20 protein-coding genes and 1 tRNA gene are annotated in these 19457 nt (G+C 49.6%); 10 read left to right on the top strand and 11 right to left on the bottom strand.

Going from position 1 to position 19457, the window contains the following annotated elements; all coding sequences use genetic code 11:
- Positions 1–99: 99 nt before the first annotated feature.
- Positions 100–1548, top strand: a complete 1449-nt coding sequence (locus tag AC1S52_RS18740; protein WP_482030562.1) for a DUF2252 domain-containing protein — start codon at positions 100–102, stop codon at positions 1546–1548.
- Between the two features lie 101 nt (positions 1549–1649).
- Here the strand turns inward: AC1S52_RS18740 and AC1S52_RS18735 are convergent, their stop codons facing one another.
- From AC1S52_RS18735 to AC1S52_RS18710, 6 genes are all read right to left on the bottom strand, one after another.
- Positions 1650–2201 carry a hypothetical protein gene (locus tag AC1S52_RS18735; RefSeq protein WP_482030561.1) on the bottom strand — a complete coding sequence of 184 codons (552 nt, stop codon included), beginning with the start codon at positions 2199–2201 and terminating at the stop codon, positions 1650–1652.
- 40 nt (positions 2202–2241) lie between these two features.
- Positions 2242–3327 (bottom strand): M14 family metallopeptidase, encoded by a 1086-nt coding sequence (locus AC1S52_RS18730; RefSeq protein WP_482030560.1) that lies wholly within the window; start codon positions 3325–3327, stop codon positions 2242–2244.
- 25 nt (positions 3328–3352) lie between these two features.
- The gene (locus AC1S52_RS18725; RefSeq protein WP_482028082.1) at positions 3353–3736 is read right to left on the bottom strand and encodes an META domain-containing protein; all 384 of its coding nucleotides are present in this window, start codon (positions 3734–3736) and stop codon (positions 3353–3355) included.
- A gap of 675 nt (positions 3737–4411) precedes the next feature.
- The gene (locus AC1S52_RS18720; RefSeq protein WP_482030559.1) at positions 4412–4924 is read right to left on the bottom strand and encodes a hypothetical protein; all 513 of its coding nucleotides are present in this window, start codon (positions 4922–4924) and stop codon (positions 4412–4414) included.
- Positions 4925–5110: 186 nt separating this feature from the next.
- Complete coding sequence (locus AC1S52_RS18715; RefSeq protein ID WP_482030558.1) at positions 5111–5656, bottom strand: HdeD family acid-resistance protein; 546 nt, start codon at positions 5654–5656, stop codon at positions 5111–5113.
- Positions 5657–5741: 85 nt separating this feature from the next.
- Positions 5742–6551, bottom strand: a complete 810-nt coding sequence (locus AC1S52_RS18710; RefSeq protein ID WP_482030557.1) for a glucose 1-dehydrogenase — start codon at positions 6549–6551, stop codon at positions 5742–5744.
- Positions 6552–7212: 661 nt separating this feature from the next.
- Between AC1S52_RS18710 and glsA the strand changes: the two genes are divergently transcribed.
- The 6 genes from glsA (at position 7213) to AC1S52_RS18680 (ending at position 13193) form a co-directional block, all read left to right on the top strand.
- On the top strand, positions 7213–8214 hold the full coding sequence (glsA, locus tag AC1S52_RS18705; RefSeq protein WP_482030556.1) for a glutaminase A: 1002 nt from the start codon (positions 7213–7215) through the stop codon (positions 8212–8214).
- A gap of 77 nt (positions 8215–8291) precedes the next feature.
- Complete coding sequence (locus AC1S52_RS18700) at positions 8292–8891, top strand: HdeD family acid-resistance protein (RefSeq protein ID WP_482030555.1); 600 nt, start codon at positions 8292–8294, stop codon at positions 8889–8891.
- A 265-nt stretch (positions 8892–9156) separates the two neighbouring features.
- On the top strand, positions 9157–9759 hold the full coding sequence (locus AC1S52_RS18695) for a DUF3611 family protein (RefSeq protein WP_482030554.1): 603 nt from the start codon (positions 9157–9159) through the stop codon (positions 9757–9759).
- 43 nt (positions 9760–9802) lie between these two features.
- Positions 9803–10870 (top strand): AI-2E family transporter, encoded by a 1068-nt coding sequence (locus tag AC1S52_RS18690; RefSeq protein WP_482030553.1) that lies wholly within the window; start codon positions 9803–9805, stop codon positions 10868–10870.
- Positions 10871–12574 carry a mechanosensitive ion channel family protein gene (locus tag AC1S52_RS18685; RefSeq protein WP_482030552.1) on the top strand — a complete coding sequence of 568 codons (1704 nt, stop codon included), beginning with the start codon at positions 10871–10873 and terminating at the stop codon, positions 12572–12574.
- An 88-nt stretch (positions 12575–12662) separates the two neighbouring features.
- A complete protein-coding gene (locus AC1S52_RS18680) occupies positions 12663–13193 on the top strand; it encodes a DUF3124 domain-containing protein (protein ID WP_482030551.1) in 531 nt (176 codons plus the stop codon).
- 214 nt (positions 13194–13407) lie between these two features.
- Here the strand turns inward: AC1S52_RS18680 and AC1S52_RS18675 are convergent, their stop codons facing one another.
- Positions 13408–14229 (bottom strand): HEAT repeat domain-containing protein, encoded by an 822-nt coding sequence (locus tag AC1S52_RS18675; RefSeq protein WP_482030550.1) that lies wholly within the window; start codon positions 14227–14229, stop codon positions 13408–13410.
- Positions 14230–14544: 315 nt separating this feature from the next.
- Here AC1S52_RS18675 and AC1S52_RS18670 point away from each other — a divergent pair, with 315 nt between their 5' ends.
- Both AC1S52_RS18670 and AC1S52_RS18665 read left to right on the top strand, forming a co-directional pair.
- Positions 14545–14700, top strand: coding sequence for a hypothetical protein (locus AC1S52_RS18670; RefSeq protein ID WP_482030549.1), 156 nt, complete (start codon positions 14545–14547; stop codon positions 14698–14700).
- Positions 14701–14805: 105 nt separating this feature from the next.
- Entirely contained in the window at positions 14806–15045 is a 240-nt protein-coding gene (locus AC1S52_RS18665) for a LapA family protein (protein ID WP_482030548.1), read from the top strand.
- A gap of 49 nt (positions 15046–15094) precedes the next feature.
- Here the strand turns inward: AC1S52_RS18665 and AC1S52_RS18660 are convergent, their stop codons facing one another.
- From AC1S52_RS18660 to AC1S52_RS18650, 3 genes are all read right to left on the bottom strand, one after another.
- Positions 15095–16126: a helix-turn-helix domain-containing protein gene (locus AC1S52_RS18660; protein ID WP_482030547.1), complete on the bottom strand. Its 1032-nt coding sequence runs from the start codon at positions 16124–16126 to the stop codon at positions 15095–15097.
- Positions 16127–16215: 89 nt separating this feature from the next.
- A complete protein-coding gene (locus tag AC1S52_RS18655; RefSeq protein ID WP_482030546.1) occupies positions 16216–17292 on the bottom strand; it encodes a hypothetical protein in 1077 nt (358 codons plus the stop codon).
- A 174-nt stretch (positions 17293–17466) separates the two neighbouring features.
- Positions 17467–18138 (bottom strand): Npun_F0813 family protein, encoded by a 672-nt coding sequence (locus AC1S52_RS18650; RefSeq protein ID WP_482030545.1) that lies wholly within the window; start codon positions 18136–18138, stop codon positions 17467–17469.
- A gap of 369 nt (positions 18139–18507) precedes the next feature.
- On the opposite strand from AC1S52_RS18650, the gene AC1S52_RS18645 reads away from it, so the two are divergent.
- A tRNA-Arg gene (locus tag AC1S52_RS18645) sits at positions 18508–18580 on the top strand.
- Between the two features lie 24 nt (positions 18581–18604).
- Here the strand turns inward: AC1S52_RS18645 and AC1S52_RS18640 are convergent.
- Positions 18605–19342, bottom strand: coding sequence for an amino acid ABC transporter ATP-binding protein (locus AC1S52_RS18640; RefSeq protein WP_482030544.1), 738 nt, complete (start codon positions 19340–19342; stop codon positions 18605–18607).
- Positions 19343–19457: the final 115 nt, after the last annotated feature.

The following is a 19457-nucleotide window of genomic DNA, read 5'->3' as shown; positions in this document are numbered from 1 at the left end:
ATCTTGATTGCTTTACGATGCTTTCCATCAAAAGCAGGTCAGATGACAGGTCGAGGGGATACCGTTTCAAGACTAATTTGATTGGGTCCCATCATCACAATGACTAGCGTATCCAGAGAAAATCCGCTGCCCGAAAACCCGTTACCCGATCGCGCCTCCAGCCAGCGTCAAACAAAGCCTCTTTCCGTTGCAGAGCGGTTAGCCGCTGGAAAAGCTCTGCGCCAGCAAATCAAGCGCTCTGAGCATGGAGCATACCAACCTGCCGATAACCGTGAAGACCCGATCTCGATTCTGGAACATCAGGCAAAGACCCGCCTGCCCGATCTGGTTCCCATCCGTTATGCTCGCATGTTAACGTCTCCCTTTGCGTTTCTACGGGGTTCGGCAGCGGTGATGATCCGGGACCTTGCCCCAGCACCCACGACTGGCATCACGGTGCAAGCCTGTGGGGATATGCATGTGTCCAACTTTGGGGTGTTTGCCTCCGCCGAACGGAACCTGGTGTTTGGGATTAACGATTTTGATGAAACCCATCCCGGAGCCTGGGAATGGGATTTGAAACGGTTGGCGGCTAGTGCGGTTGTGGCAGGGCAATTCCTGGGAGCAGATCGGGTGCTCTGCGAAGCGGCTGTGCGTGCCGTTGTCCAGTCCTACCGACAACACCTGTACGAGTATGCCGAGATGGGTTATCTGGATTTGTGGTACGGCACGATTACCGAAGCCGAGTTGCTCCAAAAGCTACCTGTCGAGTCACAGGAGCGGGCAAATCGCTTGCTGACCAAAGCCCGTGGGCGTACCCATCTCCAGGTCTTAGATAAGTTGACCGATCTAGTGGATGACCAGCACCACATGATCGAATCGCCTCCTCTAATCACACGGTCAGTGACCACTGAAAGCGGACGACCGCTGGTCGAGGCACTTGAACAATTGATGCAGGATTATTTCAGTTCCCTCAGTGGCGATCGCCGCTTTCTACTGTCCCGCTATCACATTCTGGATGCGACCCGTAAGGTCGTCGGTGTGGGCAGTGTGGGGACCCGTTGTTGGGTCGTTTATTTAGAGGGAAAAGACCAGCAGGATCCACTTTTCCTCCAGGTCAAAGAAGCCCAACCCTCCGTACTAGCGCCCTATGCCGACAGCTTCTCTAACCATCGGTTGTCTGATGATCACCAGGGGCATCGGGTGGTTGTGGGGCAACGCCTGATTCAGGGGGCACCAGATATTTTTCTGGGTTGGGGTGAGGTCGATGGAATTCACTACTACATCCGCCAGTTGCGGGACATGAAAGGGGGAGTCAAGTTTGAACCCGATAAATTTCGGCTCTCGTCCCTGCCAGACTACGGTGAATTATGTGGCTGGGCGTTAGCCCTGGCTCATGCAAAGTCGGGGGATGCTGCCATGCTGGCAGGGTATGTCGGCAAAAATGAGGCGTTAGATGACGCAATGGTTAAATTTGCCCATGCCTACGCCCGTCAAACCGATCGCGACTATGACCAACTGGTTGCAGCGGCACAGCGGGGACGGATTCCGGTTGCCAGCGAATTCTGATCTGCAACTTTATCGGCCTCTCCGTCTTCGGCTCGACAATTTTGCCCTGGTACCCCGCCACAAAATGACGAGGGGAATGTGAAACCCCTCATCCCCTAACTTTAAAGACAACCCGCCACTGCCACCGTGTATCGGGCACCCACTGACTGTAATCCACCAATATTGGTATTGACCTGAAAGGGCTGCAAATCTGTACGAGGTGAGGCTTCCACAATCAGAGGTTTGTTCGCTGGAAATCGCTTGCGTTGTTCCCGATAGAATTGATCAAGCGTATTATCGGGATATTTCAAAGTCATGTTCACACTATATTCCGTGTCACTATGGGGCATGAACGTGACCCTGTAGATCCTGAAGGGTTGACCGCTGGTAACAAACCAATCCGTATTCCAATTATTGCGAAGGCCAACGCTGGGTGCGGGTCCAGGTAACGGAACCCTCAGCCCTGGCACAGAAGCAGTTTTAGTCACTGCACTGCCATCTCCACCCACCAACGGCAGTGGCTTACAATTAGCTGGCAGGGGGGGTAAAGGAGCATCTTGCTGTTCAGGTTTAGCAGGCGCTTGTGGCTGAGACGACAAGGGTTGGGCTTGCAGGAAGACACCAAAACTCGCCAGTAGGGCAAGCAATCCAACATTAGAGAAACGCTTATACATAGGGGAAGTGGGTTTACTATCCAATAATTTGATGATTCGGTTAGTAGTCATCGCCAGACTCATGGTGGGTATCGGTATTGAAGTTTGACTGGGTGCTATCGTAGAGAATCTGCATTACCCGTGAGCCGGGTTCACTGAGAGCATCCCGGGCGATCGTCGCCACTTCTCCAGTGACAGTTGCCGTGTACTCAGCGACAACATCCCCGAAGGAATTGCGCTGGATCGCAACTTTTTGTCCTGGGGTGACTTTGTCTCTCAGATCAACCAGCAACTCGAGAAAACCGCCGGTCGTCGAACGAATGGTCTCAAACGAGTCGCCAAAAAAGGTTCCCGCATCCCTGGATGTACGTCCGATTGGACCATCGATGATCTGGTAATGCTTCAGCACATTCATGCTGCCTTCGACGGTCATTGAAATCTTGGGTAGATCAAAGATTCGCGGTCCGCCGATTTCAATGGTCATCACCGGGATGCCCGCTTCGACAAACGCCATTTCCAGGGTGCCGTTCTCACCGGGATCATCCTTAATCTGTTCAATGGGAAACAACTCAGCGATCTGCTGGATCTCTGGCTTATGAAAGTCGGCAAAGATGAACATTGTGAAATCGCCGCCCGTGGATGCCGTGTGGTAATCGAGCGCGACATCCACGTTGTGCTTAAATAATCGGTTCCAGAGAATGCCCGCATGGCGGGTTGGCACATCATTACCCATTTCGTCACCAGGCCACACCCGATTCAGGTCAATCAACGAGCCGCCACCTTGGGCGATCGGCCACTTGCGCTGAGTGTACTCCTTCGCCGGACGGGAGAGGTCATAGACGGCAATCACTGTGCCTGACATCTGTGTCGGATCAAGACCAGACATGATCCGCTGCACTGCATTCACCGGACTTAGCTCATCGCCATGCACACCAGCAGTCAGCGAAATGCGCTTACCCCCCTGAGTACCCTTTGCCACAACAATGGGAACATACCAATGCTGCCCCGTCCCCATCTGCACACCCTGAAAGAAAAAGCGGTGCTTTGTTCCAGGTTCGAGGTCATCAACGTTTAAGTCACTGATGACAGGCACGCGCTGAATCTGATCGCCGGTATAGACCGTAGCCCCTTGAGTAGGAACCTTCACAGAATGACTCCTTAGAAAACGCTTGCTACCATAATCCTGTAATCGCTTGAGAGGTAAAGCGCAACACACCTGACCCCTGTTCAGTCGTATAGAAAATTTGCAACCCTTCATCATTCACTTCATATCGCTGGGCACCTTCTAATGCCTTCAGATATTTGAACTCCTGAGCCATGATTGACTCATCACAAGCCATAAACGTCGATGCCAGCGGATCAATACTCAATTGATCGCCCTTGGTTTGGAAGCCTCCCATAAACCGGTTGCAGCCGCCAGAACCAGTAACACGTCCATCGGTAAAGTCTGCGGTCACGGCAGGAGTTTGAGGAGGCACCATCGGGGTTGGAGCAGATGACTCGGAGATGTTTGCCAACCGCCAACTCCCTTCAAGTGAGGAGGAGGATTGAGCCATATAGAGAGTCCAATTTTTTCCCAAGAATTCCTGTGCGCTAGCGGAGTTTGTAGCTGTTGTTCCAACGAATCCAACCATTAGAGTAACCAGACAACCGATTAATCGTTGATTGAATAAAGTATTATGGTTCATCTTGTTTTCCCGATTGACTAGATTAATGGATTAATGACTCCGAACTCTTGTATAGGATATATTGGCGCGACATAAGTAGGTGGGACTAATTAAATATAAGACCTGTGTAGGTTGGGTTGAGGCACGTAGCTTGCTTCCCGCAGGGTAACCCAACACCCGCATGGGTTACGCTATCGCTCTAGCGTAGCCATGCCGAAGGCTATACCCATCCTACAGTTGATTTCACCTATCTACTTAACACATCGTTTTCACAGGATTGATGCGTTACCGCTAATGCCTGACACATCCTACAAAAACTGCTACAAAAGCCGATGTTATTTAATTCTCATTCCTTAGTTTTGGGCTTTTTGTAGTTATAGCAATTCTCAGCTTTGTGAGATACTTTTTTGTTGTTATTGGTCATTGGTTATTGGTTACTCGTCATTGGTTATTGGTCATTGGTCATGGGTCACCCACAAGGGACTAATGACTAATGACTCATAACAAACCACTAGCTTGTACCGCATCAGCATGAGAACCGCTGTAAGGCTTTTCAGATCGGCTTTAAAATTGCTCCAATCCCAAAAACTGAGTTGAACTGTCAGACGCAGCCGTTCTACAAGAACTGGAAATCACCCGCGAGTCGAAAATTTCAATCCGACAGGTGCCGGTCGTATTGTTAACTACGCGCAAGTTGGCAGAAGAGTTGAAACTCCGTACACGACCATCCAATGTAAATGTACCGGAATTGCTGGAACCCGATCCTGGCTGCCGAACGATCGCCCCACGATACTGAACTCGCGCCCTGGTTCCTGGTGGTTCGGCGAGTTCCAGACCAAAGTTATCCCGGTCTATAGTGAGAGACACATTTGCGTTCCGTCCCTGGGTAAAAGCAGATCCTTGAGCCACACCTCTGCCCTGAAAACCCCTTTGAGTAGGCGGACGACTCTGACCTGGGGCTTGCCCGATTTGAATGTCCTGTTCACTGCTTTGAGCGGTGACACGGGGTAGTAAAGATATAGACATGGCGGTTACAAATGCGGTGCAACCAATCAAAACCCGAATCTGTTTCAACATTGTGTCCTCATTAAGTAACTGAAATAAACTGGTTTTTCAGGACTGCCAAACTCGAAAATGAATGGGTCGGCAGCCCTACAGAATGGTTTAAAGAGCGAAATAAATCTTCTGCATGGAAGTCCGGTTGAATTTGGATTCACCACACCGTTCGCCTGAGCGCCCTGCCAACTTCGCCTGACTGTTGAATCAGATTCCGACTCCCAATCGAAAGTGACGCAACCCCCAGGGAAGTAAGATCATCCAAACACCCGTAAATAGTAAGTTAATCCCGACGAAAACTCCCAGCAACCAGGCGGCACCAAAGGGCCATTGATACAAAATCAAAATCCCCAAAATAATCGCCAAAACGCCACTGATCAACACCCAAATCCAGTTTGGTTCTGGACGCACTTTGAAGGCGGTAATCACCTCAAGCACCCCTTGAGCCAAAATGACCCACCCAAACGCCAGGGTGAGGGTAAGCGCCGCCCCAAGAATATTACCCAGCAATAGAATCCCGGTGATGATGTAGAGAATGCCAACCACGAGCTTGAGCCAAAATCCCGCTTGCCGACGGGATTGAATGGCATGAATCGTGCGGATAATCCCTGCAAACAGAAACACCCAGGAAAGGACGCGGGCAACGGCAATGGTTGCAATCAGTGGTTCAACGATCGCCGCAATGCCCAGTATCATCATCAAAATACCCAGGGCAATGAACCATCCTGAATTTTGTCTAACTTCATTAATCATTTCAGTTCTCATATCGTTATCCCCACAGAAGATGCTTTCGACGTATAAAAATCAACGATTCGATGATTGGTTTGATCCGGGATTCCTATGCTGACCACGCTTCTCGAAAGTCGGCATAGAGCGTCAGCCCTCCATCAATAAATAAGGTTTGTCCTGTGATATAGGAGGCATCCTCTGAGGCTAAGAAGGCGACACCGGCTGCCATCTCTTCAGCCATCCCTGCCCGTGCCATGGGAATATAACTTTTGACGACGGCTTTCTTGTCTGGATCCTCAACCCAGTCTCGATTGATCGGAGTAATGGTGGCACCGGGGGCGATCGCATTCACCCGAATTCCTCGCGCTGCATATTCCAATGCCAGTGTTTTCGTCAGATTTTCCATGCCGCCTTTGCTAATGGAATAACTGACATACAATGGGCGAGGGATGACCTCATGCACACTAGAAACATTAATAATGATGCCAGGATGGTTCTGATCTAGACAATGGTGAATCATTTCCCTGGAACATAGAAATGCCCCACGCAGATTGACTGATAAGACCTGATCAAAATCTTGACTTGTGACTTCATGGGAAGGGCATTCTTTTTGAATCCCAGCATTGTTCACCAAAATGTCAAGACTACCAAACGTCTCAACCGTTTGATTGACCATGTTGAGAATATTGTCTTCCCTGGAAACATCGCCTTGAATTAGGAGCGATCGCCTGCCGCAGTCTTCGATCTGACCACAGGCTTTCCGCATTGCCTGTTCTTCCGTGTCTTTCGCTTCTTCAACACTTTTGCGGTAATTGATTGCAATATTGCAGCCTTCCCGTGCTAGACGGATAGCGATCGCCTGCCCAATTCCTGAACTTGCTCCCGTAATCAGGGCATTCTTTCCAGCTAATCCTTTCATGGTCGCCCTTCTAAAGAAACACTATAGCTATAGCCACCTGATTTAGGACGGGGTGCAGGGGTGGAACCCCTGGCTGGGGGCAGTGCCCCCAGACCTCCTTTGACCCCCAATGTACTAAGCAACCTGGCGATAGCTATACTCAGAGGTTGATTGAGGCATTGCTGATTTTGGGTATGTGAGAGTTGTACGAATTGAAACTTCGTTCCAATTCATCCTGCTATTCAGCACCACCGAGGTTGATTGAAGCCAGAACTTTGATTGCCGCATCAGCCTAAAATTAAACCAGGCAATTATATGAAAGTGATAGGAAAAAAGCTTATACCAATTCTCTTTGAAGCTGCACAGAAGAACGTCTGGTAGACAAGGGGCTTAAGCCCCTTGTTAAGTGCAAACTCATATTGAACTGGTATTACCTTTTGAACATTGGGTTCCTACCAACCAATCCCTTAAAAAGTGAGCATAGAGATAAGGATTATACAAAAGAAATATATGAAAGTTATAGAACCGGATGCATTCAGGGAGTAATTTAAGAAATATCCCGATCTTCCAGCAATATCAAGATTGGGTTGTAAAATTCTTAATTAAGATTCTTAATGTCGATTCGTCCCCGTGGGAAACCCGTTAATCAAACCGTTTGAATGCTTAAATAGGAACCATGAGGATGGACTCGCAACTCGCGCCCGATCCAGTCGCCGTTTCACCGGTATCAACAGGTCACTTGCCGCCCGCCGATCGGGTCGCAACCTTGATCGCTAAGGCATACGATCGCTTCAAGTCGGTGGATGGCGGAACAGTCGCAAACTATATTCCGGCATTGGCTCAGGTGCCATCTGAGCTTTTTGGTTTGTGTATCGTTGAGACCAACGGGACTGTTCATGCGGTGGGAGATACTGATTACGAATTTTCCATTCAAAGCGTGTCTAAGCCGTTCGTGTTTGCGCTGATTTGTCAGGCAATTGGCGAAGATGAGGCGCAGGATAAACTTGGAGTCAATAACACCGGGCTGCCATTTAATTCCGTAATTGCGATCGAGCGGATTGAGCAAGGAACCAGCAATCCAATGGTGAATGCGGGGGCGATCGCAGCCACCAGTCTGGCACCGGGCGAGACCGCAGCCGAAAAATGGCAATTTATTCACACCGGGCTATCCCGCTTTGCCGGTAGAACCCTTACCCTGAATGAAGCGGTCTATCAATCTGAAGCGGCAACCAATCAACGCAATAAAGGCATCGCTAAACTTCTCCAGGCATACGATCGCATTTTCTTTGATCCGATTGCCGCAACAGATGTTTACACCAAACAGTGCTCTTTAAATGTAACTGCAAAGGATCTGGCAACCATGGCAGCGACCCTGGGCAATGGCGGTGTCAATCCCCTCACCAAGGAACGAATTATTGACCCTATCCACTGTCAGCATGTTCTAGCCGTGATGGTGACTGCGGGACTTTATGAGAATTCTGGCGACTGGCTGTACGAGACTGGCTTACCGGGTAAAAGCGGAGTCAGTGGTGGTATGGTTACGGTTTCTCCCGGTAAGGGTGGGCTGGGTACCTTTGCCCCCCCGCTTGATGATGCCGGAAACAGTGTCAAAGGTCAACTGGTGACTCAGTGGCTATCTGAACAATTAGGCTTGAACCTGTTCGCGTCCCAGCCTGCAAATTAATCGAGTCAGGCTGCCATGTTTCTGTTTAAGTCCGAAGGTAGGGTTAAAGAGGAATATCCACCGCCCAAACTCATCTGATGAATAATAAACCTGATACAAACACCGAGGTGCCAGTTATGATGACCGATCTTCAGCCTGATATAGCCGTTAAAAAAGCAACTGGTTGGGTGATTGCCCTAAGCATTTGTTTGATCGTTCTGGGTGTGTTGGCAATTCTGCTACCAGGGATCGCCTCAGCATTTTTCACCTCTATCATTGGTTGGCTTGTCCTTGCCAGTGGTGTTGTGATGATCATTCAAGCATTTCAATCAAGACCCGTGCGCGGTTTCTGGCTGAATTTGATTGTGGGTATTTTCTATGCCATTGCAGGCATTTACATTTTGTTTAATTTAGGAGCTGCACTGCTGGCATTGACTTTGACGTTTGGCATTCTGTTCATTGTTGAAGGCGTTTATACCCTGATCATGGCGTTTACCAACCGGGCGGGGCACAAGATGTTCTGGCTGGTAGCGCTCAACGGAATCGTGACCCTGATCCTGGGCATCATGGTGCTGAATCGGTTTCCCTACAGTGCGATCTGGCTGATTGGTCTATATGTGGGCATTAGTCTCCTCATGAGCGGCATCTCTTTGTTGGCGGCGGCGTTGGTGACTCGGCGGGCATTGGCGAGTGTGTGATGCATCGTCAGCACCCGTGTCAGGTTTGCTTGATTTAAGCTTGTATAGAGCGAAGCTCTGTGAAAATATACCTGCTATTCATTCAATTTTGAAGACTGATTGTTCAGGACTCTGCAACCAGGACCCTGCGGTGGTGTTTCAAAGGTGTGGTCGGTGTCTCGTAGGGGCAATGCAATGCATTGCCCCTACGGAACGTAAACAACAGATCTAGAACACTACCCAGTCTGCAACCAGTGTTTGGCATTCTCTATCAAGCAACCTTCCTATGTTTAATTTTCTCAATCCTGAATCCCCTAATCCGACGCCCCATAAGATTGCCACTTCCTTTCGCTGGTTAGGGTGGATTGGCTTCTGGCTGCAAGCATTCCTGGGGTTTATCCCAATTTTTGTAGTGGTGACGGCGGTCCTGTTCAATCCTGGGCAGCGGCAAAGTGGTGGGTTTTCCTTTGGGTTATGGTTAGCGATCGCCTGTCTCGTGATCCTGATCTTCAGTATCTACTGGTGTTATCGCTATACCCGACTGGCAGCCAAATTGGAGACTCCAGAACTACGACCAGCAAAGACACAGGTGGTGCGAGATATCAAACTGGGACTGTTAGCCAATCTTGGGATTATGGCAACTGCCGTATTAGTCGCCTTAGCGCGGGTAGGTGGATTAACCTTTCAAATGTTAATGCTGCCCCAGGGGGCAACCCTGATTGCGCCTAATCAAATGGGAACGGCGGTAGCATCGGGGGCATTGATCACGCCCTCCAACATGATTGCGATCCAGGCAATGGTCAATGCGATCGCGGCTGGATTAGTTGGAACCGTCGTCGCCTTGATGCTGCTCTACCAGGTGGGGCTACATCGCAACCCAAACGATTGATATCCCCCTTTCCTAAATTCCACCACCACTCCTGCCATCCCCCATGCGTCCACCCTCCCTGCCCCAGCCATCTCCCCAACGCTGGCTAACGCTGCATCGCTCAACCCTGCTGTATTACATCTTGCTGGTTGGCTGTGGCTGGCTTACCGTGTTATTGATTAATTACTTCTACACCACGCTCGCCCTCTTTACCGTTGCCGCAATCTTTGCTGCATTGTTAAATTTTCCCGTGGTTTGGTTATCCCGTTATATTCCCAGAGGATGGGCGATTACGCTCACCTTTCTGGGAGCGGTCACCGTGCTGTTTATTTTGGTTGCCCTGGTTGGATTTCAAGTTCTGAACCAGGGGCAAGGCTTGTTGATCACTCTCAAAGAAGGTCTGAAGCAGCAAGATCTGTTGCCGTTCCAACAACTGCTCACTCAACTGAACCTTAATGATGTGATTGGTAAGTTGCAAACAGGTTTGGCTTCTGGCTTAGGAATTGTGCGAAGCATTTTTTCCAGTGTCTTTATTGGCATATTTGGGGCAGTGATCAGTTTGTATATGCTGATTGATGGTGACAAACTCTGGCAGATGTTTCTCAGACGCCTGCCCCACGATTCTCGTGATCGGTTTGCCAGGATTTTTCAGCAAAGCTTTCTTGGGTTTATCCGGGGGCAACTATTGTTGATGCTGTTTCTCTCCAGCACAACCCTTGTGATCTTTCCATTTTTGGGGGTTAACTATGCCCTGCTGCTGGCAGTCATTATTGGCATCATTGATGCAATTCCTGGAATTGGAGCGACCCTGGGGGTGATTGTTGTTACCTTTTTAGTCTTTGCCTCCCAGGGAGGGGCGATCGCCTTGAGGGTGCTGATAGTCTGCATTGTGTTGATCCAAATTCAAGACAACTATATCCGTCCCAAAGTCATGGGAGATGCGCTGGAACTCAATCCGGTGCTGTTGTTTCTTGCCCTATTCATTGGCGAACGGGTAGCTGGATTGCTAGGCATCTTCCTGTCGATTCCGATCGCAGGGATGATTACCCTCTGGATGCAACCAGACCCAGAAAAACCAACATTATTGCTGGAAAACACCGTAGAGAGCGGGGTTGAGCAGGAGGATTTTTGAATGCCTAGGGTGATGTACCCGGTTCCCCGTCAATGGTTGGTTCGGTTTTCAAGCAGCCCTATCCGTATGTTCCAGCAATGGTTCGCAGTTGTGGTAACGACTTGCCTGGTGCTGCTGGTTGCTGGATGGGCGATCGCTCAATCTCCCTCGGCGGAAAAGTCTGGCGTTCCTGTCACGCTAGATGGTCAGACTGTTTTAATGATTCAAGCTCCGTTTTTGAGTGGCTCTAAGGAACAACGGGCTGCACGCATCACCAAGCAACTAACTTACCTGGCTGAGAATAATTCCATCGAACTGGAAGCCCTGCAAACGTCTGAAGCCGAAAATACAACTCTTATCCATGCGCAAGACATTTTGCTGCTAACGGTTTCGGATCAGGATGCAAAATTGGCTGGCAAAGATCGGCGGACTCTAGCAAACGATTATTTGGAAACTATTCGGCGCGTCGTGGGAGAATACCGCGAACGGCGAGGGCTGTATGCCATGACCTGGGCGCTTGTCAAGGTTGTCATCGGTACATTTGCACTGGTTGTCGGTTGGGTGATCTTAAATAATCTCGTAACTCGGCTCTATCGCTGGCTGAACCAACAACGAAATCAACGCATCCCCAGTTTGCGAATTCAGAATCTTGAGTTAATATCTTCCGATCAACTGTCGGATCTGCTGTTGGGGCTGACGGGCTTCATCCGGTTGTTCCTCCGCCTGACGATTGTGTATGTTTATTTTTCCTTTGTTTTCGGTCTCTTTCCCCAAACTCGTGTATTCAGTTACACGATGTCAGGCTATTTGAAAAATGCTCTCTATGCAAGTTGGGCAGCCTTTCTAAACTATTTTCCTAATCTGATTGCGATTGGATTAATTGTTGCGATCGCCTATTTCGTCTTAAAGTTCTTAAAGCTCATCTTTTCAGGCATCACTAGACAGGTATTCTCAGTACCAGGGTTTTACCCAGAATGGGCAGAGCCAACCTATCGCCTTCTGACCTACCTGATATTTGCCCTTTCAGCCGCTATCATCTTTCCCTACTTACCCGGTTCCAGTTCACCCTCCTTTCAGGCAGTTTCCCTATTTCTGGGGGCGTTAGTTTCCATTGGTGCAACGTCTGCCGTATCGAATATTGTTGCCGGATTTATTCTGGTCTACACCAGAGCTTTTCGGGTCGGCGATCGCGTCAAAGTCGCAGACGAGGTCGGAATTGTAGAAGAAAAAATGCTCTTAGTGACCCGCATCCGCACCTTTGAGAATGTGCTAGTGACCATCCCCAATGCCTCTCTATTAAACAGCAATATCATCAACTACAGCGCCCTGTTGCGCGATAGCCAAGCTCCCTTAATGTTGCCCACCACCATTTCCCTGGGATATGAAGTGCCCTGGCGCAAGGTGCATGAGACTCTTATTGCTGCCGCGCTGGCAACACCGGACATCCTCCCAGAGCCAACCCCCTTTGTGCTGCAAACCGCCCTGAATGACTTTTACATCAGCTATGAACTCAAGGCGTTCATCTGGAAACCAGAAGATATCCCTATCATTATCTCAGCCCTGCATCAAAACATTCAGGACAAATGTAATCAGGCTGGTATCGAGATTTGTTCTCCCCACTATTCAGCCATTCGCGATGGCAATCACAACACAATACCGGCTCAATACCTGCCTAAGGACTATAAAGCTCCAGGATTTAACATACACCCTTTTTCAGATCAGTAAGATGCTGTTATTGAGGAAGCGGGTAAAGCAGAAGGCTCAAGGTTAAAGAAGAAAAAGGTGGTGACACCTCACACCTCACACCGACTCAATGAAACCCTATCTATATTTTTGTAGTGCGATCGCACTGATCACTCTTACAGCCTGTCCATCATCCCAAGCACCATCAGTGCCTGTGGCAACTCCACTGAAGAGCGTTACCCTCGACAATACGGTGAAGATCCTGGTTGGTCAAACCGTGTATGTTCCGATCTACTCCCACATCTACATCTGGGAGCAGAGCCGGGTAATGAATTTGACCGCAACGCTGAGTGTCCGCAATACCGATCTGACCCATCCAATTATTATTGCTGGGGTCAGTTATTACGATACAAACGGTACCCTTGTTCGCAAGTATTTAGAGCAAGCGGTAGAACTTGGACCCCTGGCTGCGACCAGTTTTGTCGTTAGTCAAGAGGATACCAGTGGCGGATCGGGCGCTGCTTTTATTGTCGAGTGGGCGGCTCAAAAGCAAGTCTCTACTCCTGTAATCGAAGCAGTCATGATTAATACCAGTAGCAATCAAGGACTCTCTTTTGTCAGCCAGGGGCGCGTGATCAAAAGTCGGAGTAATAACCAGTAAGAGGATGTTTGAACAGGCGCTTTTGCCACAGACCCTTTCGGGGGGGGTGGGGGAGTTAGGACCCCAAGCGGCGGGGGACAACGTATGTTTCTGCGTCGCTGTGCCGAAGAAACTACGTTGGTAGGGGGGAAGTCCCCCAGAGCCAGTTTCTAACAAAGCCGAGATCTTGTATACACCGTAGAGGAAATCCCTTCCCACAACCCACATCGGATTGCTATAGCAACCCATCCATCAATGCCATTACATGGACGGCTCCTTCAGACAGGCGATCGAAAGGTGAGTGGTGGATTTGATGCTCCAAAATGCCCTTGAGGGCAATTAGCTTGAGGCTGTTCTCAGCATGGGTATCAAAAATCACGTCTGCGGCGGGTAAATAGCCAATCGCACCTAAATCAGCCAATGCCGTCCGTCGCAGTTGTAAGTCGGTTCCAGATAATGCCTGTACCAACCGTTCCCCATAGGTAAAGTCCTGGGTTAATTGGTACATTGCCCGCGTCGCGGCGTATTGCACCCGCTCAATCGGATGGTTCAAAAAGGGTTGGATCAGTGACACCGCATCGGTTGCCCCAAGCGTACCCAGGGCTTCCATAATGGCATCATAGGGTTGGGAAAAATCAGCCTGCTCTGAGCCAATCAACTCATCACCCTGCAAACCCAGTTTCAACAACCGAATCAAGTCAGGAATACAAACTGGATCCCCCAATTTCTCCAGGGATTGAGCCGCTGCCTCGCGGACATAGAAGTCGGAACAGTCTAAGCACTGAATCAGAGCTGGAACCGCCTGGAGATCGCCCAATTTACCGAGCGCTCTGGCAGCATTGCGTCGTAATGGGTAGCCCCCATCGTTTGTGCAGTCGGCTTCGTCAGCCAGCGCTTGAATTAAGCGTGAAATTGCTTCAGGCTCCCGTACCCGAAACCGACCCAACCACCAGGCAGCATAGATCCGCAATCCCAGATCATCTCCCTGGAGATTGGCGATCGCCTGTTCGACCGTTAAAGCCGGATCATTTTGTGTAGAATTCGGTGCGTCGCTCATGAGCCAGTATGGAGTGAAAACGTATAGGGAGGAATTGCGGTTTGGTCAGTCGGTAGGTGCAATCAAACAGACTTTGAAACAACTCCTACCAATTCCTATGCCTATTGAATTGTAAGACAATAATCACTCCTCAGGTTTTTTTGAGCTAACTCATACGGGTCGCTTTCGCCCTTTAAAATCTCTCTATACAATGCAAAGGAGAACCATATCTGCTCTGCCAGCTAGAACCTGCTATTTTTGTAAATAGTAACAATCCAGATGCGGTCGGGTTTCTAAGCTTGGCAACGTACACCACAGTTACATCTCTTTGACACCGTGACAACGAAGAAACCCAGGTTAAACATCACCCTAAACGACATTGAGCGGGAGAAGTTAGAAAAGCTCGCTGACGAGTCTGGACTTTCTCTCTCTCGCACGATCGCCCAGTTAATTCGTAAAGCCAAGCTCAAAGAAATTGATAAGAAAGATTAAGCAAGCAACGGGCATCACCCTGCGTCTAAACAAGAAGTTGGAATGGGTGAAGATGAATGCGTTAGGCTACGGCTATAACCTCAAAACTCTGTCCTAGCCTTTGATATGAAAACACTTTCTATCTTCTTCACTGCCCTCATCATCGCTGGCTGGATTGGCGCGATCGCGATTCTTTCGGTGCAAAATTACTCGTCTATCACCCTCAGGTTCTTCCAGTATGAGTCGTTTCCCATGCCGCTGGGGCTGGTGCTGTCGTTTAGCATCGCCTTAGGCGTGATTGGGACAGCGATTTTTCAACCCTTATTGAGTGCAGGAAGCTACGAAGAAGATGAGTTTGAGGATTAGAAGGGCAACCAATCGCGAATAGCGATTAGCCCCCCTAATTATTAGCCCCTTAATTAAGCGAATAAACCTGCCCATCAATTAGCAATCGGGTGATCCCCTTCGCTTGCAGATGGGGTGAGGTTTTCTGCAAAACTTTACCATCCGGCAACTTAATCACTCGCTGAGTCCGGGGATTGGAGTAGCGTTTGGCAACTCGGTGATTGTCAAACACCGGTAGGGTTTTCTCTAAAATTTCGGCTTCGGGAATGTGACCCAGATCCCCAAACTCTTTCAAAGGACGGGCAATGAGTTCGGCAGAGCGATCCACAACCAGATAACAGGTCTTGGGCATGGTCGCCTCAGCCAGGGGAAGCACCTGAACCAATGCTTTGCCCGTACTCACCAGGAGGGCACCCTCTTCTAAATTGCCATCCAGGTCGTCATCATCCAGATCGTCCTCGTCGTCCAGGTCATCGTCCAGATCGTCATCATCCAGATCCTCGTCGTCATCGTCCTGATCCAGCAGTTCTTCTCCCAACATCTCCTGCAAAACATTTGCCTCAGCCGCAAACTCATCATCTACTTTGCTAATAGACCGTTTGCTGGGAGACGGTTTGCTGGCAGACTCTTTGCTGGCAGAGAGGACCTCGTCTGCAATCTCTGTAATCGGCTCACTTTCCGTGACCGCACTCTTTTCGGCTGCAACTCTGGATTTAACTAACTTAGGCGGCTCCGGTCTAGAAGACTCCGGCTTAGAAGGTTGGGGGGGGGCAATTGGGGCTGAGGAGCGTTTGCGCGATCTCCGCTCATTGGTGACTGAGGTGGGTTCGGGTTCGGATGGGACGGAAACGACTTCCAACTGTTCGACGGCTGGCTCCCTAGCGTCTGATTCCATCGGAGCCGCCTCACCCATGCGACCACTCCGCTTTTGCTGAATCAAAGCCTCATATTCTTTCTCAGAGATATTGCTTTTGAGAATGCGACTGATCGTACTCGTACTCACCCCATACCGATTGGCGATCGTTGAGCTGGTCTCAGGGGTTTGCCGATAGAGATCGAGAATCGTTTGCTTGTCGGACTCGGAAAGCTTGCGAGAGGTCATGCTGTCAGTTGTTTAGGAATAGTGCCGCACCTGTCCCATTCTATTCTGAGAAAGTCACCAGCGTGTGATTACCAGCGTAAAGGCAGAAGTTATGAGGCTCGTCTGCGCCCTCCAGCGCGGCTGCGAGTGCGACTTGAGACATCGTATTCAAGTGCCGCCCCAATCCCAAACAGGACACCGCTGAAGACCCAAAACACTTCTAACAAGCCACCACTCTGGTAATCTGCAAGACGATTGGTCGCGTACTTAAACCAGATATCTGCGATATAGAGCGAAAAAGCTGCCGCTGCAATCATCCGCCACGACTGAGCAAATCGTCCTCCCCAAAACGCCAGCAGCAACGTTGTTGCAATAATCAACAACAGAATGTCACTAATCACATAGAACCAATCCAGAATAGGCTTCATGGGTGCCAGCATTTGATCCATCGCCTTCGCCCATGCAGGGGCATTTTCTAGATCGGGTGCCTCTGCTGGAGCCTTCTCCCCTGGATTGGAAGGTGTCGGCAGAACGGTTCCAGTAGCAGCGGGTGGAGCGTTCGTAGCCGGTGCCGCAGGCTTGGATGGGGCAGGCGAAGCTTTTAAGGTCGAGGTCGGCTTAGGGGTAGCGGGTGCCGTTTGGGCGATCGCTGGCTGGGTCAACCAGGATTGAGCATTTGCGTTTGAAGCTGGCGCTGAAACCAGATAGGCAAGGATGATGCCCAATGCTGCAATCACTCCCACAATGCCCCATTGCCAGATCTCCAGGTTCAGCCGTCGAGAAACCACTGCCAGACTCATACCAATGATCAGAAAGATGTAAGTAAGAACAAAAAAGAAATCCCCCGGTGATATATCTGGCTCAATGCCCAATCCCAGTTCCCAGTAAGAAAACAGTAGATTACCCAGGAAATAGGACAGCATCCCTAGCCCAATAAATAACCAGACTGTGCGACCACTGACAATTTGAGGACTGCGCCAGTTCCGAAAACAAAGAATAGCCGCAGACATGAAGGCAACCGTTTCAAAAATCGAGGTTCCCACCGAGTACCAGTAGGGACGGGGTTCCCCTGGAACCGTTACGCTGAAAAGCAGAAAGAACAGTAATGCCAGAACTGCCCAGATGATTTCTGCAAGGACAATGGTCTGCACTGAAAGAGTCGGTTTAGAAACAGATGACTTGTTCAAGGAACTGCCTACCGGAAATTTAATGGGAGATGGGAAGAGCGAAAAGTGTAATCGGTTCAGGTTTGGGATTACCCCTGCAATCAAGAGGTGAGATAAACAAGTGTCAGATAAATCAAGATTGGGATTTTAGTCGCAAGCGAAGCGAATGGTACAGATTAAGAACATTTCTTCAAGCTAACGCCAGAGCTTCCCTGGAGGGGATTGGGTTAACCAGGCTTGAAACTGGGTGCGATCGCTGCCTGATAGATCTTGCAGGGTATCCACCGCCCGTTCGACAAAGGTTGTGTTTCCGAAATACGCCTTGCCCAAACGGTGTAGCTCTTGTAGCAAAGTATTAAGATGGTGCTCTTGCCAGGGTGGAATTTGAGCCGCATTCAAAGGATCCATTGAGAGCAGGTACTTAATCGCATCCTGGCTCTCCGCCTGGGGAAAATGCCACTGCTTGAACACTTCTGCAATGTCCTTTTGAAACAGTCCTGCCTGTCTGCCGCCCAGTAAATCTTCAATATCAATGTAAACTGCCTGCAACATCAGTAAACACGCTTTGATATAGGTCGGAACGAGGGTGGCTCCACCGGCTGCGTTGTCCCCCTCTCCTACCAGTTGTTCTAGACGAATCTTACCCCAAACACTGTATCGCTCAGGCTCCTCCAGCAGAACACATGCCTTCCCTTGATTGTCTGTCAGGTCGCGCCAGAATGCCTTTGCCTCCTCTTCCTGACTGGCATTGAATACGCTGATTAAGCGAAAGGTCTGCCCCTGATAGGTCAAAATTGGGATTTGCTGATCCTTTTTGGGGTGCTGAACGCTTGATATTTCAACATCCTGCCGTTTTAAAATAAACATGACATTGCCGGTAATCTTTTATCGGGAGGAGGGGGAGGAGCCAGGGCGGATGATGGAGGAGTCGCCTCACCTGGCAAACCAGGATTGGAACCCCCCTTGCCAGGGGAGAGAAATCATCAGTTCAAGTCATGTAAGCTCACCCATTATCTTAATCAATTCCCACTTTCTGGCTGTCAGTGTACACCTCACCGGAGATCTTGCAACGATTGTTAGGCAATACTATTGTCAAGCAATGCAGGTAGACAGAGTTTCCTGTGGCTGGACACACCAATTGAATGCCGTTACTGTTAAGCTTATACCCTGGGGAAAGCCAACATGCTACTTTACTTTAAGGATGGAAGTAGATAGCCCCATGATTTTCCTTCCTTTGGGCTCATAGCTCAGTGGATAGAGCAACCGCCTTCTAAGCGGTCGGTCACAGGTTCGAGTCCTGTTGAGCCCGTTTTCAACCAAAGCTATCTGGAATCTATTTCAGCATTCGTTCTAGAAACTGCTGTGCCCGTTCGCATTGGGGCTGCCGAAAGAACTGGTTGGGCGGGGTATCTTCTGCCAGCAACCCCTGGTTCAGAAACCAAATGCGGTTAGACACATCTCGCGCAAATCCCATTTCATGGGTGACGATCGCCATCGTCATGCCACTTTTTGCCAGATCTTTCATCACCTCCAGCACTTCCTGGACCATTTCTGGGTCAAGGGCAGAGGTGGGTTCATCAAACAGGATGACCTCTGGGCGCATTGCCAGGGAGCGGGCGATCGCAACCCGTTGCTTTTGCCCCCCCGACAGTTTGGAGGGGTAAACATTGGCTTTGTCTGCCAGACCAACCTTATTTAACAAGTCCATTGCAATCTCGTTCGCTGCCGCAGTCGTCATCTTTTCTACGGTTCTGGGAGCGTAGGTGATGTTTTCCAGCACGGTCATATGGGGAAATAGATGAAAGTGCTGAAACACCATGCCGACTTCCTGACGAATTTTTGAAATGTCTACCTTGGGAGCCGTAATCTCCTCGTCTTTGAAATAGATGCGTCCTCGGGTTGGTTTTTCTAGCAAATTCATGCAGCGCAGCAGGGTTGATTTGCCACAGCCTGAAGGTCCAATCACCGCCACCACTTCCCCTTGGCGGATCTCGGTAGAAATGCCTTTTAGCACATCCAATGAACCGTAGGACTTGTAGAGACAGTCTGTCCGAATCATGACTTTATTCACAAAATTCAAGGCTCCATAAAACGGTTTCGAATCATTGGCTTTTATCTAATACCAGTTCAATATGAGTTTGCACTCATAGCAAATCTCAAACAAATGAAGTAACCCTATGCTTTCA

The sequence above is a fragment of the Kovacikia sp. CALU 1929 genome (assembly GCF_056784235.1).
Note: the sequence above shows the minus strand (reverse complement) of the source record. Positions and strands in the feature narration are given on the sequence as shown.

Coding starts and splice junctions, on each gene's coding strand:
- AC1S52_RS18715 (WP_482030558.1), bottom strand. CDS start 5,656: ATGATTAATGAAGTTAGACAAAATTCAGGATGGTTCATTGCCCTGGGT.
- AC1S52_RS18710 (WP_482030557.1), bottom strand. CDS start 6,551: ATGAAAGGATTAGCTGGAAAGAATGCCCTGATTACGGGAGCAAGTTCA.
- AC1S52_RS18650 (WP_482030545.1), bottom strand. CDS start 18,138: ATGTTTATTTTAAAACGGCAGGATGTTGAAATATCAAGCGTTCAGCAC.
- AC1S52_RS18680 (WP_482030551.1), top strand. CDS start 12,663: ATGAAACCCTATCTATATTTTTGTAGTGCGATCGCACTGATCACTCTT.
- glsA (WP_482030556.1), top strand. CDS start 7,213: ATGGACTCGCAACTCGCGCCCGATCCAGTCGCCGTTTCACCGGTATCA.
- AC1S52_RS18660 (WP_482030547.1), bottom strand. CDS start 16,126: ATGACCTCTCGCAAGCTTTCCGAGTCCGACAAGCAAACGATTCTCGAT.
- AC1S52_RS18665 (WP_482030548.1), top strand. CDS start 14,806: ATGAAAACACTTTCTATCTTCTTCACTGCCCTCATCATCGCTGGCTGG.
- AC1S52_RS18735 (WP_482030561.1), bottom strand. CDS start 2,201: ATGTATAAGCGTTTCTCTAATGTTGGATTGCTTGCCCTACTGGCGAGT.
- AC1S52_RS18695 (WP_482030554.1), top strand. CDS start 9,157: ATGTTTAATTTTCTCAATCCTGAATCCCCTAATCCGACGCCCCATAAG.
- AC1S52_RS18685 (WP_482030552.1), top strand. CDS start 10,871: ATGCCTAGGGTGATGTACCCGGTTCCCCGTCAATGGTTGGTTCGGTTT.
- AC1S52_RS18720 (WP_482030559.1), bottom strand. CDS start 4,924: ATGTTGAAACAGATTCGGGTTTTGATTGGTTGCACCGCATTTGTAACC.
- AC1S52_RS18675 (WP_482030550.1), bottom strand. CDS start 14,229: ATGAGCGACGCACCGAATTCTACACAAAATGATCCGGCTTTAACGGTC.
- AC1S52_RS18690 (WP_482030553.1), top strand. CDS start 9,803: ATGCGTCCACCCTCCCTGCCCCAGCCATCTCCCCAACGCTGGCTAACG.
- AC1S52_RS18740 (WP_482030562.1), top strand. CDS start 100: ATGACTAGCGTATCCAGAGAAAATCCGCTGCCCGAAAACCCGTTACCC.
- AC1S52_RS18700 (WP_482030555.1), top strand. CDS start 8,292: ATGAATAATAAACCTGATACAAACACCGAGGTGCCAGTTATGATGACC.
- AC1S52_RS18725 (WP_482028082.1), bottom strand. CDS start 3,736: ATGGCTCAATCCTCCTCCTCACTTGAAGGGAGTTGGCGGTTGGCAAAC.